Source organism: Paracoccus angustae (assembly GCF_042648745.1).
GTDB lineage: Bacteria > Pseudomonadota > Alphaproteobacteria > Rhodobacterales > Rhodobacteraceae > Paracoccus > Paracoccus angustae.
The window spans coordinates 345,611-359,998 of the sequence record NZ_JBHRXY010000002.1 but is presented as its reverse complement, the minus strand read 5'-3'; the positions used below and the strand labels follow the sequence as shown (position 1 = coordinate 359,998).

Sequence of the window (14,388 nt, the reverse complement as noted above, 5' to 3'; positions counted from 1 at the left end):
CAACTTGACCCGCCCAGGCCGGGGGGCTAGCACCGGACGCGACGGCGCGACCCAAGAACCCGGAGGAACCATGTCCGACCCTTATTCGCTTCTCATCCTGCCCGGCGACGGGATCGGTCCCGAGGTCATGGCCGAGGTGGTCAAGGTCATCGACTGGTTCGGCGCCAATCGCGGCATGTCCTTCGACGTGAGCCACGGTCTGGTCGGGGGGGCGTCCTATGACGCCCATGGCACGCCGCTGACCGACGAAACGATGGCCCGGGCGCAATCGGTCGACGCGGTGCTGCTGGGCGCGGTCGGCGGGCCGAAATACGACAGCCTGGATTTCGCCGTCAAACCCGAACGCGGCCTTTTGCGCCTGCGCAAGGAGATGGACCTTTACGCCAACCTGCGCCCGGCCCAGTGCTTCGACGCGCTGGCCGATTTTTCGTCCCTGAAGCGCGAGGTGGTCGCGGGCCTGGACATTCTGATCGTGCGCGAACTGACCTCGGGGATCTATTTCGGCGAGCCGCGCGGCATCCATTCGGACGGCAACAATCCCGGCAACGAAGGCGGGCGCGTCGGCATCAACACGCAGCGCTACACCAGCGGAGAGATCCGGCGCGTGGCGCGGTCGGCCTTTGAACTGGCGCGGCGGCGGTCGAACCGGGTCTGCTCGATGGAAAAGGCCAACGTGATGGAATCCGGCGTCCTGTGGCGCGAGGAGGTGCAGTGGGTCCATGACGCCGAATATCCCGATGTGGAACTGTCGCACATGTATGCCGACAACGGCGCCATGCAGCTGGTCCGCCGCCCGCAACAGTTCGACGTGATCGTCACCGACAACCTGTTCGGCGACATCCTGTCGGACGCGGCGGCGATGCTGACCGGCAGCCTGGGAATGCTGCCCTCGGCCAGCCTGGGGGCGCCGATGGCCAACGGGCGGCCCAAGGCGCTGTACGAACCCGTCCACGGATCGGCCCCCGACATCGCGGGGCAGGGCCGCGCCAACCCGATCGCCTGCATCCTGTCCTTCGCCATGGCGCTGCGCTATTCCTTCGGCCAGGGCGACGCCGCGGCGGATCTGGAACGCGCGGTCGAACGGGTTCTGGCCGAGGGCGCGCGCACGGCCGACCTGATGGGACCGGAAGGCGGCACCCCGATCTCGACCGCCGGGATGGGCGACCGCATCCTCGCCGCCCTGTCCCAAGGCTGATGGAGGGCGCGTCCAACGTCCGCGGCGCGGTTCTGGCCCTGCTGGCCATGGGCATCTATGCGACGCATGACGTGGTCATCAAGGTGCTGGGCGCGCAGTATCCCGCGTTGCAGGTGCTGTTCTTTTCGTCGCTGCTGTCCTTTCCGCTGGTCACGCTGATCGTCATGCGCGACCCCACCCCCGGCACGTTGCGCCCCGTCCATCCCGGCTGGGTGGCGCTGCGCACGGTGGTGGGCGTGGTGTCGGGGATGGGCAGCTTCCTGGCCTTCTCGCATCTGCCGCTGGCGCAGGTTTACGCGATCCTGTTCTCGGCGCCCCTGCTGGTGACGATCCTGTCGATCCCGATCCTGGGCGAACGGGTCGGGCTGCACCGCTGGGCCGCCGTGGTGATCGGTCTTCTGGGGGTTCTGATCGTGCTGCGCCCCGGCGCGCAGGCGCTGCAATGGGGGCATCTGGCGGCCCTGGCCTCGGCCGTCGCGTCGGCCAGCACGGCCGTGATCCTGCGCAAGCTGGGCCGGGCCGAACGCCCGCTGGTGTTGCTGATGTGGCCGATGCTGGGCAACTTCGTGGCCACCGGGGCGTCGCTGGCCCTGGCTTATCGGCCGATGGAACTGCCGCATCTGGCGCTGGCCGGGGTGATCGCCTGCCTGGGGCTGATCGCGGGATTCCTGCTGATCCTGGCCTATCGCGCGGGCGAGGCCGCCATTGTCGCCCCCATGCAGTATTCCCAGATCCTGTGGGCCACCGCCTATGGCTGGATCGTCTTCGGCGAGGTGCTGGACGCGCCCACCGTTCTGGGCGCCGCGGTGATCATCGGATCGGGCATCTACATCGTCTGGCGCGAAGGGCGGGGCGGCAATTCCGTGAATCGCCCGGTGATCGCGTCCCGCATCCGGGCGGAAACGGTGACGGCGCCCCGCACCTCGCTTTTGCAAAGAATATGGCCGCCGCGCCCTTGACGGGGCTTGCAATGGCGCGCGCCCCGCGCTACCTGCCCCCTCACGGTCGGAGCGTAGCGCAGCCTGGTAGCGCACCTGCTTCGGGAGCAGGGGGTCGGAGGTTCGAATCCTCTCGCTCCGACCAGTCGGCTTTCCGGCCTGTCGGGAAAGCCCCCATCATGCGATGACACCCCCCGCCGCCGCCCAAGTTCCTTGCGCCCCTCAAGTTCCTTGCGCCATCGTTCCCGCGCGCGCAGACTGCGAGAACCGACGGTGGAGGGAAGGATGGCACGAGCAAGCCTGGCACTCGCGCTGCTTCTGGGCAGCGCCCCCGCAGGATTGGCCCAGCAGGCGACGGATGCCGTCGCGCCCGAAGCGGCGACGAACATCGAAACCCGGGCCGGCGATCTCGGCCCGCTGTCCGCCGCCGCGCGCGCGGCGCTGACGGCCAAGGCCGAAGGGCGCCCCGTGGCGGGCCGGGGCTGGATGGTCAGCGCCGCCCACCCCCTGGCCGCCGAGGCGGGCGCGGGGGTGCTGGCCGCGGGCGGCAGCGCCGCCGATGCCATGGTGGCCGTCCAGACGGTCCTGGGCCTGGTCGAGCCGCAAAGCTCGGGCCTGGGGGGCGGGGCGTTCCTGGTCTGGCATGACGGGGAAACGGGCGCGCTGACCACGCTCGACGCGCGCGAAACCGCGCCCCTGACGGCAACCCCGACGCTGTTCCTGACCGACAACGGCCAGCCCATGGAGTTCATGGAGGCCGTGGTGGGCGGCCGGTCCGTGGGCACGCCCGGCACCCCCGCGCTGCTGGAGGACGCGCATCGCCGCTGGGGCAAGGCCAACTGGTCGGGCCTGTTCGGCGACGCCATCCGGCTGGCCGAGGGGGGCTTCACCGTTTCGCCCCGGCTGGCATCGCTTGTGGCGGAGGAAGGCGAGGCCTTGCAGGCCGACCCGGCCACGACCGCCTATTTCTTTCCGGGCGGACAGCCGGTCGCGGCGGGCGCGACGCTGAAGAACCCCGCCTATGCCGCGACCCTGCGCAGCCTGGCCGCGCGCGGCGCGGACGGGTTCTACCGGGGTCCGGTCGCGGAAGGCATCGTCGCCGCCGTGCGCGGGGCCGACAATCCCGGCGGGCTGTCGATGGGGGATCTTGCCGCCTATCGTGTCATGGAACGCCCCGCCGTTTGCGTCGAATACCGCGGCCACGATGTCTGCGGCATGGGGCCGCCGTCCTCGGGCGGGCTGACGGTGGGGCAGATCCTGGGGATGCTGGGCGGCTACGACCTGACGGCACTGGGGGCGGAAAGCCCGGAAAGCTGGCGGCTGATCGGGGATGCCTCGCGCCTGGCCTTCGCCGACCGCGGCCGCTTCATGGCCGACAGCGACCATGTGCCGATGCCGACCCAGGGGCTGATCGACCCCGCCTATCTGGCCGAACGCGCCAAGCTGCTGGCGGGCGACGACAGCCTGCCCGAGGTGAGCCCGGGGGCCCCCGGCTGGTCCCATGCGGCGCTGTGGGGGCAGGACGCATCGCTGGAACTGCCGTCCACCACGCATATCTCGATCGTGGACGCCGACGGCAACGCCCTGTCGATGACCACCACCATCGAGAACGGCTTCGGCGCGCGCCTGATGACGGGCGGCTTCCTGCTGAACAACGAACTGACCGATTTCAGCTTCGAAACCCATGACGGGAACGGCTGGCCCATCGCCAATGCCGTGGCCCCGGGCAAGCGCCCCCGGTCGTCCATGGCGCCGACCATCGTGCTGAAGGACGGGCGCCCGGTGCTGGTCATCGGCTCGCCCGGGGGCAGCCGCATCATCGGCTATGTCGCCCGCGCCATCGTCGCGCATCTGGACTGGGGCATGGACATCCAGAAGGCCGTGGCCGCGCCCAACATCGTGAACCGCTTCGGTCCCATGGACATCGAGGCGGGGCTGCCCGCCGCCCTGACCGAGGGCCTGGCCGCCATGGGGTTCCAACTGAACGAGACGGACCTGACCTCGGGCCTGCAAGGCATCGCGATCGGCCCGGACGGGGCGCTGTCGGGCGGCGCCGATCCCCGGCGCGAGGGCATCGCCCTGGGCGGCTGAGACATGCCGCGGCCTGTCCCGTTCCCCGGGGGGTTGAAGCCTGGCGCCTGAATGGTTAGCTTGCTAACGATCTAACCACGCTTCCGCCATGCCGCGATCCTTGCATCTTCTCGATACGCTCTTGCACCTCATGCGCCTGCTGCGCCGCAGCTATGACGCGCGGGCCCAGGCCATGGGCCTGACCTTGTCGCGCGCCCGGGCGCTGACCACCCTGTCGCGGATGGACGGCGCCACGCAGGCGGAACTGGCCGCCGCGCTGGAGATCGAGGCGCCCACGCTCAAGCGCCAGATCGACGCGCTGGAACGCGCGGGCTTTGTCGAACGCCGGCCCGCCGAATCGGACGGGCGCAAGAACGCGCTGTTCCTGACCGCGCGGGGCCGGGACAGCGGCATCGTCGATTTCACCCGCCGGATGCGGGCCGAACTGGTGGCGGGCATCCCGGACGGCGACCTGGCCGTGGCCCAGTCCGTGCTGGACCGGATCGCCGCCAACATCGCAAGGCTGGACCGGGAATGAGCGGTTCCGCCCCCTTGACCGGTCCCGCCGCCCCGGCCCCCGTGGTCCACCCCCCGCTGCCCGTGCCGCGCGCCCTGGCCTACATGGGCGCGTCGGTGATGCTGGCCTTGTCGCAGGGCCTGGGCCAGGGCTTCGTGTCGGCCAACATCCCGCAGATCGCGGGCGATCTGGGCATCACCGCCGCCCAGGCCAGCTGGCTGATGGCGGCCTACATGATCCCGCGCGCGTCCCTGCCGCTGCTGCTGATCAAGATCCGCACCCAATTCGGGCTGCGCCGCTTTGCCGAGGTGGGGATCGTCGCCTATGTCGCGGTGGCCTTCGCCTCCGTCTGGATCAGCGACTTCCGGTCGGCCGTGGTGGTGCAGGCGCTGTCGGGCGCGGCGGCCGCGCCCTTGTCCACGCTGGCCTTCATGTACATGCTGGAACCCTTGTCGCAGTCATGGAAGATGCGCCTCGGCCTGCCCGCCGCGATGGCGGTGATGATGGCGGGGCCGACGCTGGCGCGCGTCGTCTCGCCCGCGCTGATCGGGGATGGCGGGCTGACATGGATGCACCTGACGGCGCTTGGCATGGCGATGGTGTCGCTGATGCTGGTGTTCCGCCTGCCGCTGCGGCCCGTGCCGCACATGAAGGTGATCCAGGCGCTGGACTTCGCAAGCTTTCTGCTGATCGGCTTCGGCTTTGCGGGGCTGACCATCGGCTTTGTCATGGGGCCGATCCATCACTGGACCGACGCGCCCTGGATCGGCGCGCTGCTGGCGGCTTCGGCCGCGGCGCTGGCCATTGCCGTCGCGGTCGAGCTGAACCGCGCCGCGCCGCTTCTGGACATCCGCTGGCTGGTCAGCCCCGCCATGCTGCACCTGACGGCGACCTTGTTCCTGTTCCGGCTGATCCTGTCCGAACAGGCCGCGGGCGCGCCGCGCATGTTCCAGGCGCTTGGCGTCGCGCCCGCGCAGATGACCGGGCTGTTCGCCGTGATTGTCGGGGCAAGCCTGCTGGGAGGCTTGGCCTGGATGCGCCCGGACCGCGTGCCCGCGCTGCATCTGGCGGCGCTGCTGCTGATCGCGCTTGGCGCCTTTATGGACGCCCATGCGACGGTGGACACGCGGCCCGAACAGATGATCGTCAGCCAGGCGCTGATCGGGTTCGCGGGGATGCTGTTCCTGCCCCCCGCGATGATGGCCGGACTGGTTTCGGCCCTGGCGCGCGGGCCGCAGTACCTGTTGTCCTTTGTGATCGTCTTCATCTCGACCCAGTCCCTGGGGGGCGTGCTGGGGTCGGGCCTGTTCGCCACCCTGATCGACCACCGCCAGGCCGCCCATTACGCGGCCCTGACCGAACAGCTTGCCGCCACCGACGCGCCCACCGCCCAAACCATCGCGGGCCATGTGGCGGCCCTGGCCGCGCAGATCCCCGACGCCACCGCCCGGCGCGCGCAGGCCGCCGCGCAGATCGCGCAGGACGCATCCGCCCAGGCCACCGTGATGGCCTACAACGACGCCTATCTGTTGACCGCCCTGATCGCCCTTGCCGCCGCCCTGGCCCTGGTACTGCACCTGCTGCGCGACCGGCTGGCCCTGCGCATGGCGCCCGCCCCCGAACCGGACACGACCCCATGAAAAAAGAAAACCTTCTTCCGACCCTTGTCGCCCTGGCCATCGGGCTCGCGGGCGTGCTGCTGCTGCTTTACGCCTGGCATCTGCCGCCCTTCCGGGCCGCCGAGCCGACAACCGAGAACGCCTATATCCGCGGCAAGGTCACAACGGTGGCGCCGCAGGTTTCGGGCTATGTCGCCGCGGTCGATGTCACCGACTTCCAGCCCGTCAAGGCGGGCGACGCGATCGCGCGGATCGACGACCGCATCGCCCGCCAGAAGCTGGCCCAGGCCGACGCGCAACTGGCCGCTGCCCGGGCCGCGATGGAGGCCGCTGCCCGGGCCGCGATGGAGGTCGCTGCCCAAAGCGTCGCCTCGGCCGAGGCGGTAGTGCGCGCCGATCGGGCCGGGGTCGACTCCGCCCGTTCGGCCCTGACCACGGCACGGACCGGCTGGAACCGCGCGCGGGAACTGCGGACGCGCGGCGTCGCATCGCAATCGGCGGCGGAACAGTCGGATCTGGCCTTGCGGCAGGCCGAGGCCGCCGTCACCCAGGCCGAGGCGCAGCTGGACGTGCAGCGCGAGGCGGTGAAATCCGCCCGCGCCGCCCTGCAATCGCGCCGGGCCGACATCGCCAGCGCCCAGGCCGCGGTGGAGCTGGCGCGGATCGAGCTGGACAACACCGTGATCCGCGCGCCTGCGGACGGCCGTCTGGGCCAGGTCGCGGTCCGGGTCGGGCAATACGTGACGCCGGGCACGGCGCTTGTGTCGCATGTGGGCCGCGATGTCTGGATCATCGCCAATTTCAAGGAAACCAGCCTGACCGGATTGCTGCCGGGCGAGGCTGTGCGCTTTACCGTGGACGCGATGCGGCACCGCGCCTTTGCGGGCCGGGTCGAATCCTTCTCGCCCGCGACGGCGTCGGAATACAGCCTGCTGGCGGGCACCAACGCGACCGGCAACTTCACCAAGATCGCGCAGCGCCTGCCGGTGCGCATTTCCATCGACCCGGGGCAGCAGATGGCGGAACACCTGCGCCCCGGCATGTCGGTGGTGGTCCATGTGGACACCGCCACCGCGCCGGGGTGACGGCTCAGGCCCTCGCGGATGCCAGCTGGTCGCCTTCGTCCACGTCGGGCGAATCGTCGGCCTCGACCCCTTCGTCCGGCATCTCCTCGGTCTCGGCCAGATCGGAGGCTTCCCCGGGGTCCACGCCAAATCGCGCCGCCACCTCGGGCGCATAGCGGAGAAGATCTCCCCGCAGCTTCAGAAGCGACAGATCCTTGGTCTTGGCTTCCAGCATCACGTCGAACTCGAGACCCTGCGCCTCGCGCATGAAGGTCGCGAATTCGAACGGGTTTGTGAAATCCGCGTGGCCCGTCCAGACGGGCGGCAGCAGCACCGTCTTGAAGCGCGACGTGGGTTTCACCACCTCCTTGGTCGGCGCGCCGCCCTTGGCCGGACCCGCCGATTTCAGGGCCTCGCGCTCCTTGTCGGTCACCTTGCGCTTGATTTCCCGCAATTCGGTCCGGGGCGAGGAGAAATGGATCTTCGGCCGCACGCCGGCCGGCCACGAGCGGACAAAGCGTTCCAGCGTGGGACGCAGCGCCAGCCCCTCGGGGTTGAGGCACCAGAAATGCTGGTAGTCGAAGATCAGCGGCACCCCGCAGCGGTCGTGGATCCACAGCACGTCGGCGGCGGAAAAGCGGATGTCGTCGTTTTCCAGGACCAGCCGGCGGCGGACATGGTCGGGGCATTGCTCGTAACCCTCGATCCAGCGGGCGCGGCTTGCCTCGCGGTCGTCGTAGACGCCCCCGACATGGGTGACCAGAACGCCTTCCGGCCCCATGCCCATCCGGTCCAGAATCTCGGCCTGCGAGGCCAGATCCCAGATGCTTTTCGCCGTCAGCGCCGGATCGGGGCTGTTCAGCAGCACGAACTGGGAAGGGTGAAAGGACAGCCGCATGTCCAGCCCGCGCGCCTTGCGCCCGAGCGCCGCAAGCTCGGCGTCGCTTTCGGCCACCATGGCGTGGAACTGCGGCATGTCGGGATGCGTGGCATAGGGCGCCAGATCCGAGGACATCCGGTACATGTCGATGCCCACCTGGGCCATGTAGTCCAGGATCGCGTCCACGTGTTCCAGCGAGGTCTTGAGATGCGGGTTCTGCCGCCAGCGCCGGGTGTCGTTGCTTTTCAGTCCGGGCCGTCCCATCACCTTGACGGGAAAGCCCAGGCGGAGCGGTCGATCAGTCATGCGCGGTCTCCTCGGGAAAGCCGATCCGGGCGGCGAAATCGGCCCACACGGCGGGGCGAAGCGCGCCGCCCGTGGCCTGGGCGTGGCCGCTGCCGTATTCGGGGCCCGCGCCGGGCGGGCGGTGATCGGCCAGAAAGCGGATCAGATCCGTGCCGGTGGCGCTGCGGGCGGCGAAATGGATCCAGCCGGGCCGGTAGCCGGTGTTGACGGCCAGCACGATCTTGTCGCGCAGCCGCCCGCGCCAGGCCTGCGCCACCAGCGGGTGGACCTGGCAAGGCGAGGAAAAGCGGATCAGCGCGACATCCCCGCGCACCTTCGGCGGGGTGCGCCGGGCCGCGTCCAGTTCCGCCGCGACCTCGGCCTTGGCGGCCTGCAACAGGGCGGTTTCGGGATGGCCGCCCTTCAGCAGATCCTTGGGCGATCCGCACCGCAGCAGCAGCGCCAGCGCCGGGCTGGCATCGGCCCGGGCCGTCCGGCGGGGCGCGTTGACCAGCGACACCGCGTCGCGCAGCGCGGTCTTGCCATAGCGCGCCTGCGCATCGGCCAGCTGCGGGAAATCCTCTCCGGCCATGTCGCCGATCAGCCCCAGGGCCGCAAGCCACAGCAGGTCGTCGTTGTCGCCCAGGGCCTGCGCGCACCAGAAGGCCAGCAGCGACGAGGTGGGTTCCGGCCGCCAGCCATTGCCCGAGATCACCGCCGCCTCGCCCGGCGTGCCTGTGGGCACGTGGTGATCGACTAGAACCGTGGGCAGGCCCGGCAGGATGTCGCCCTGGCGGATGCCCAGATCGGTCACGATCAGCCCGCCGGGCTGCCGTTCTTCCAGTTCCGCCCGAAGCGCGGGGGACCAGGGATTTTCGCCCTTGCCGGTCACGCGGATGTCGGCGGGACGGCCCGCTCGGTCCAGGGCGCGGGCCAGGATCGCCACCGCGGACAGCCCATCGGCGTCGAAATGGCCCAGGATCAGCGGGCGCCGGCCCGGGTCGAAGCGGTCAAGGGCCGCCCGGAAGGCGGGGGCCACGTCGGCAGGGCATTGGGGGCGGGGGTCGGACATGGTGCCCAACGTCGCAGGGGCCGCCCGGTTTCACGGGTCATGGGAACGGACCGGTCCCCGGCGGGCGTTTCAGGACAAAGGCGGCGCGGAACGGCGGAGGGTCCGGCATGCGATCGACCGACGAAGAAAGGCGCGACCGTGTCGCAAAGGCCGCGCGGCGGCACGGTTTCAGCCCTGATGCGGCCGAGGCGATGCTGGCCGCGCTGGCGCGGGGCCTTGGGCGGCAGGCGCAGTTCGACCACCCCGAGTTCGGCGGCATGGGCCAGTGGTCCGGCGGCATGCTGATGGTCGGGGACATGTCCGGCACCGGCCTGAAGGCCCGGGTCCAAGGCCTGATCCGCGATCTGTCGGGCCTTGCCGGACCGGCCGCCTCCGCCCCGCAGGCCCCGAACCCCGGCGATGCCTTGGACTGGCCGTCCTGGCTCGGGGCGCCATCCTCCAGCGGGTCGCAGAACGACATGCGCTATGCCGTCTTTCCCGCGGCAAAGCGGCTGGCCGTGATGCGCGGCGGGCGGATGTTTCTTTACGACACGGGCGAGCACCAGATCAGCGGCGTGTCCCAGCAGCAGGGCGGCGGCCATGCGCTGTCCTTCGCCAGCCGGCGCGGGCCGGTGCCGCTGGACAGCCTGGCCCCGGTCGCCGCCCCGGACACCGCCCCTGACCCTGCCCCCGCCCCCGCCCTCGCCCCCGCACCCGAGGCGCGGCCCGGACCGGCTGTAGCGGAAGGGTCGATCCCGGCCATGATCGAGCAGCTTCACGCGCTGCTGACGCGCGGCATCCTGACCCAGGCCGAGTTCGACGCGAAGAAGGCCGAACTGCTGGCGCGGCTTTAAGGGCCGCCCGCCGGTTCAGCCCAGGTATCTGCCGAACCAGTCCAAGGTCCGGTCCCAGGCCAGCGTTGCCGCCGCCTCGTCGTATCGGGGCGTCGAATCGTTGTGAAAGCCGTGATTGGTGCCGGGATAGACATGCGCCTCGTAGGTCTTGCCGTGCTCCTTCAGCGCGGCCTCGTAGGCGGGCCAGCCCTTGTTGACGTTCTCGTCGGTTTCGGCGAAGTGCAGCAGCAGCGGGGCCTTGATCCTGGGCACGTCCTCGACCGGCGCCTGGCGGCCGTAGAAGGGCACGGCGGCGGCCAGTTCGGGAAAGGCGGCCGCCGCCGCGTTCGACACGCCGCCGCCATAGCAGAAGCCGGTGATCCCGACCTTGCCGTTGGTCATGGGGCTGTCCAGCAGGAAGGCGATGGCGGCGAAGAAATCGTTCATCAGCTTCGCGGGATCGACCTCGCGCTGCAATTCCCGGCCCTTCTCGTCGTTGCCCGGATAGCCCCCCTTCGAGGTCAGCCCGTCCGGCGCCAGCGCCACATAGCCCGCCTTGGCCACGCGCCGCGCCACATCCTCGATATAGGGGTTGAGGCCCCGGTTCTCGTGCACCACCACGACGCCGCCCGCAGGGGTCTCGACCGCGACGCCGTCCCGGGCGGGGCGGACCAGATAGGCGCGCACCGTCCCGTGTCCCTCGGGCGAGGGGTAGGTGACGTATTCGGCAAGGATGCCGGGATCGGTGAAGTCCACCTGCCGGGCCAACGCGTAATCGGGGCCGAGGATGTTCAAAAGCGCCAGCGCGGTCATCCCGCCCACCGCGTGTTTGGCCGCGCGGTCCAGGAATTCGCGCTTGGTGATCCGGCCATGGGCGTAGAAATCGTAAAGCTCCAGCAGTTCGGGCGGAAAGTCCTTCGCGGTCAGGCGTGCCATGGGAAATCCCTTCATCCGGGGGGTGCGGGTGAAATCCTAGAACCAAAATGCCGCGGAGGCGCATCACAGTTCTGAAAGCGGGCGCCTTTCCGGCGGCGGCGCCATTCCGTCGCCGTCTGGCGGAACGGGGCCAGGCGCTTTGTGTTGACTGGAACAAGGACATGCAGAGGAGGCCGCGATGAGCGACAAGGAAAATTCCGATGCCGTGCCGCCCGGCGTGCCCGGATCGGGCGAGAACATCTGCCGCAGATGCGAGGGCAGCGGGCGGGCCGACGGCAAGGAATGCCCTGAATGCGGCGGCACGGGCAAGGTGACGACGGGCATCGGCGGGGGCTGACCCCCGGCGGAGCGAGGGCCCGCAACGTGCTGAAGCCGATCGCCCGGCGGATCGCTGCCGGGCCCGGAAGAACCCTTGGCGGAGCGAATGGCAGGGCGAAAGGCGGGAACGGCCTTCCCTTGGCAGGCCGCCGGCACGGGCACGGTTCGGGGCACGGTTCGGGGCGCGCGATCTGGGGCGCGCGATCTGAGGCACGGCATCCGGGCCTGCGACTTGCCCGCGCGGCGCGTTATCCGCCCCGGCAAGTGCCGTTCCCGGCAGCCTCGGCGCGGAGGGGCGGGAAAACGCCCGTGGTTCCTTGTTCCTTCCGTTCCCGCCCGGCGAACGGCGCCGCGCGCCTGTCCGCCGATTGCCGATCCGCCCTGGCCGCCGCCCGGAACGCCTTGAAATGCCAAGAGTGCCGGTCGCGCGATTCAAGAATTGTTGACGCTTCGTTCTTCCCCTAGGATGTGCTTCCTCGGGTCGCCCGCGCTCGGGGCATGTTGTTCTCCCGGCATCGAACGGAAATGCGCCATCTGATCTCGACCGTCTTCTATTTTTTCAGATACGCCGTTCTGTCCGCCACGCTTGTCGTGATCTGCGGCTTTCTGATGGCGTCCTTTGCGGGCACCGCGGCCGAGACCGGGCCGGATCCGAAGCCGATGGTTCTGGGCATCGTCCTGGCCGGGCTGCTGCTGCCCGCGCTTCTGCTGCGCCGGAAAACCGCGCGGCGCGGGGGAAGGCGCCGTTCCGGGAAAGCGGCGCCGCGCCGCCCGTCCTTCTGCCCCGCCGACGGCCATGCCTTCGAGCAATGGGTCGCGGGCCGGCTGGAAATGCACGGCTGGCGCGCCGATGTCACGGCGGGCTCGGGGGACCAGGGCATCGACATCATCGCCCGGCGCGACGGCAGAAAGGTGGGCATCCAGTGCAAGCGCTACGGCGGCCCCGTCGGCAACAAGGCGGTGCAAGAGGCCTTTTCCGGCCGCGCCTTTCACCGCGTCGACATGGCCGTGGTGATCACCACCGGCCATTACACCCAAAGCGCCAGGGACTTGTCCCGGCGCACCGGCGTCCATCTGCTGCATGTCAAGGACATTCCCCGCCTGCGCAAGCTGACCTGAGGGGCTTGGATCGGGCGAACAAGGGCGGGCCACGGCAGGCTTCTTGACGCTACGGCAGGCCAGAAGGCCAATGCCGCCAGCGGTTTAGCCTCATTGACCCGTTTCCCGAACGATGTCACCCTTCCGTCATGCGAATGTCGCGTTCGCGTCACCGGGGCCCGCTAGGCCCGGGCGCGAACCGCAACTCCACAAGGGAGGATAATCATGAACCGACTTTTCACGGCGTCCGCGCTGGCGCTGGCCGCGTCGCTGTCGGCCGCCCAGGCCCAGACGGAAATCCAGTGGTGGCACGCCATGGGCGGCGAACTGGGCGCCAAGCTGGAGGAAATCACCAAGGGCTTCAACGATGCCCAGGATGAATACACGGTCGTGCCGTCCTACAAGGGCACCTACCCGGAAACGATGACCGCAGCCATTGCCGCCTTCCGCGCGCAGCAGCAGCCCGCCGTTGTCCAGGTCTTCGAGGTCGGCACCGGCACCATGATGGCCGCCGAGGGCGCCATTGTTCCCGTTCACCAGCTGATGGCCGACCAGGGCGCGGCCTTCGATCCGCAGGCCTACCTGCCCGCCGTGGTCGGCTATTACACCGACACGGAGGGCAACATGCTGTCGCTGCCCTTCAACAGCTCGACCCCGATCGTTTACTACAACAAGACCATGTTCGAAAAGGCGGGCCTGGACCCGGACACCCCGCCCGAGACCTGGGCCGAGCTTGAGGAATTCAGCGCCAAGATCCGCGACTCGGGCGCGGGCACCTGCGGCTTCACCACCCAGTGGATCAGCTGGATCCAGACGGAAAACCTGTCGGCCTGGCACAACCAGCCCATCGGCACCGAAGGGAACGGCTTTGGCGGGCTGTCGGCGCGGCTGACGCTGAACGGCCCGGTGCAGGTCAAGCACTGGGAAAACCTCAAGCGCCTGTCCGACGAGGGGGTCTTCAAATACGGCGGCCCGGTCGGCGGCGACAACGCGGCGCCGATGTTCTATTCCCAGGACTGCGCGATGTACATGGCCAGCTCGGCCAGCCGGGCGGGCGTGATCGCCAACGCCAAGGATTTCGAGGTGGGCTACGGGATGCTGCCTTTCTACGACGACGTGGAAGGCGCGCCGCAGAATTCCATCATCGGCGGCGCCTCGCTGTGGGTGCTGTCGGGCCGCCCCGACGAGGAATACGCGGGCGTGGCGAAGTTCTTCGAATACCTGTCCACGCCCGCGGTGCAGGCGGACTGGGCGTCCTTCTCGGGCTATCTGCCGATCACGCAGGCGGCGATGGAGCAGATGGCGGATTTCTACGCCCAGAACCCCGGCGCGGATACCGGCATCAGGCAGATCACGCTGAACGCGCCGACCGAGAACTCCAAGGGCCTGCGCTTCGGCAACTATGTCCAGATCCGCGGCATCATCGACGAGGAGTTCGAGCAGCTTCTGTCCGGGTCCAAGGACGCGCAAGGCGCGCTGGACGCGGTGGTCGAACGCGGCAACGCGCTTTTGGAAGAATTCCAGGCGCAGAACCAGTAACCGGCATGGGGCCGCGCGTCGTCGCGGCCCTGTCGTCCCAAAGGG

General features: G+C 69.7%; 13 protein-coding genes and 1 tRNA gene. 11 read left to right on the top strand and 3 right to left on the bottom strand.

The features are described from left to right. The first annotated feature begins 70 nt into the window (after positions 1 to 70). From leuB to ACFOM8_RS04815, 7 genes are all read left to right on the top strand, one after another. Positions 71 to 1,195, top strand: coding sequence for a 3-isopropylmalate dehydrogenase (gene leuB / locus ACFOM8_RS04845; RefSeq protein WP_377759812.1), 1,125 nt, complete (start codon positions 71 to 73; stop codon positions 1,193 to 1,195). Next, positions 1,195 to 2,154 carry a DMT family transporter gene (locus ACFOM8_RS04840; RefSeq protein WP_377759810.1) on the top strand — a complete coding sequence of 320 codons (960 nt, stop codon included), beginning with the start codon at positions 1,195 to 1,197 and terminating at the stop codon, positions 2,152 to 2,154. Before leuB ends, ACFOM8_RS04840 begins: the two co-directional genes overlap by 1 nt. A 47-nt stretch (positions 2,155 to 2,201) precedes the next feature. Beyond that, positions 2,202 to 2,278, top strand: a tRNA-Pro gene (locus ACFOM8_RS04835). 140 nt (positions 2,279 to 2,418) lie between these two features. Next, positions 2,419 to 4,224 (top strand): gamma-glutamyltransferase, encoded by a 1,806-nt coding sequence (gene ggt / locus ACFOM8_RS04830; protein ID WP_377759808.1) that lies wholly within the window; start codon positions 2,419 to 2,421, stop codon positions 4,222 to 4,224. Positions 4,225 to 4,312: 88 nt separating this feature from the next. After that, positions 4,313 to 4,741 (top strand): MarR family winged helix-turn-helix transcriptional regulator, encoded by a 429-nt coding sequence (locus ACFOM8_RS04825; protein WP_377759806.1) that lies wholly within the window; start codon positions 4,313 to 4,315, stop codon positions 4,739 to 4,741. Then, positions 4,738 to 6,360, top strand: coding sequence for an MFS transporter (locus ACFOM8_RS04820; RefSeq protein WP_377759804.1), 1,623 nt, complete (start codon positions 4,738 to 4,740; stop codon positions 6,358 to 6,360). Before ACFOM8_RS04825 ends, ACFOM8_RS04820 begins: the two co-directional genes overlap by 4 nt. Then, entirely contained in the window at positions 6,357 to 7,424 is a 1,068-nt protein-coding gene (locus tag ACFOM8_RS04815; RefSeq protein ID WP_377759803.1) for an HlyD family secretion protein, read from the top strand. The genes ACFOM8_RS04820 and ACFOM8_RS04815 overlap by 4 nt, the downstream gene beginning before the upstream one ends. A gap of 4 nt (positions 7,425 to 7,428) precedes the next feature. Here the strand turns inward: ACFOM8_RS04815 and uvsE are convergent, their stop codons facing one another. Beyond that, positions 7,429 to 8,589, bottom strand: a complete 1,161-nt coding sequence (gene uvsE / locus ACFOM8_RS04810) for a UV DNA damage repair endonuclease UvsE (RefSeq protein ID WP_377759801.1) — start codon at positions 8,587 to 8,589, stop codon at positions 7,429 to 7,431. Beyond that, on the bottom strand, positions 8,582 to 9,640 hold the full coding sequence (locus ACFOM8_RS04805) for a hypothetical protein (RefSeq protein ID WP_377759799.1): 1,059 nt from the start codon (positions 9,638 to 9,640) through the stop codon (positions 8,582 to 8,584). The genes uvsE and ACFOM8_RS04805 overlap by 8 nt, the downstream gene beginning before the upstream one ends. Positions 9,641 to 9,747: 107 nt before the next feature. Here ACFOM8_RS04805 and ACFOM8_RS04800 point away from each other — a divergent pair, with 107 nt between their 5' ends. After that, positions 9,748 to 10,473 carry an SHOCT domain-containing protein gene (locus tag ACFOM8_RS04800; RefSeq protein ID WP_377759797.1) on the top strand — a complete coding sequence of 242 codons (726 nt, stop codon included), beginning with the start codon at positions 9,748 to 9,750 and terminating at the stop codon, positions 10,471 to 10,473. Between the two features lie 15 nt (positions 10,474 to 10,488). Here ACFOM8_RS04800 and yghX read toward each other — a convergent pair whose 3' ends face one another. After that, positions 10,489 to 11,388 carry a YghX family hydrolase gene (gene yghX / locus ACFOM8_RS04795; RefSeq protein WP_377759795.1) on the bottom strand — a complete coding sequence of 300 codons (900 nt, stop codon included), beginning with the start codon at positions 11,386 to 11,388 and terminating at the stop codon, positions 10,489 to 10,491. A gap of 178 nt (positions 11,389 to 11,566) precedes the next feature. Between yghX and ACFOM8_RS04790 the strand changes: the two genes are divergently transcribed. From ACFOM8_RS04790 to ugpB, 3 genes are all read left to right on the top strand, one after another. Continuing rightward, positions 11,567 to 11,725: a hypothetical protein gene (locus tag ACFOM8_RS04790; protein ID WP_377759794.1), complete on the top strand. Its 159-nt coding sequence runs from the start codon at positions 11,567 to 11,569 to the stop codon at positions 11,723 to 11,725. Positions 11,726 to 12,231: 506 nt separating this feature from the next. Continuing rightward, on the top strand, positions 12,232 to 12,825 hold the full coding sequence (locus ACFOM8_RS04785) for a restriction endonuclease (RefSeq protein WP_377759793.1): 594 nt from the start codon (positions 12,232 to 12,234) through the stop codon (positions 12,823 to 12,825). 204 nt (positions 12,826 to 13,029) lie between these two features. Next, a complete protein-coding gene (gene ugpB / locus ACFOM8_RS04780) occupies positions 13,030 to 14,343 on the top strand; it encodes a sn-glycerol-3-phosphate ABC transporter substrate-binding protein UgpB (RefSeq protein ID WP_377759791.1) in 1,314 nt (437 codons plus the stop codon). Positions 14,344 to 14,388: the final 45 nt, after the last annotated feature.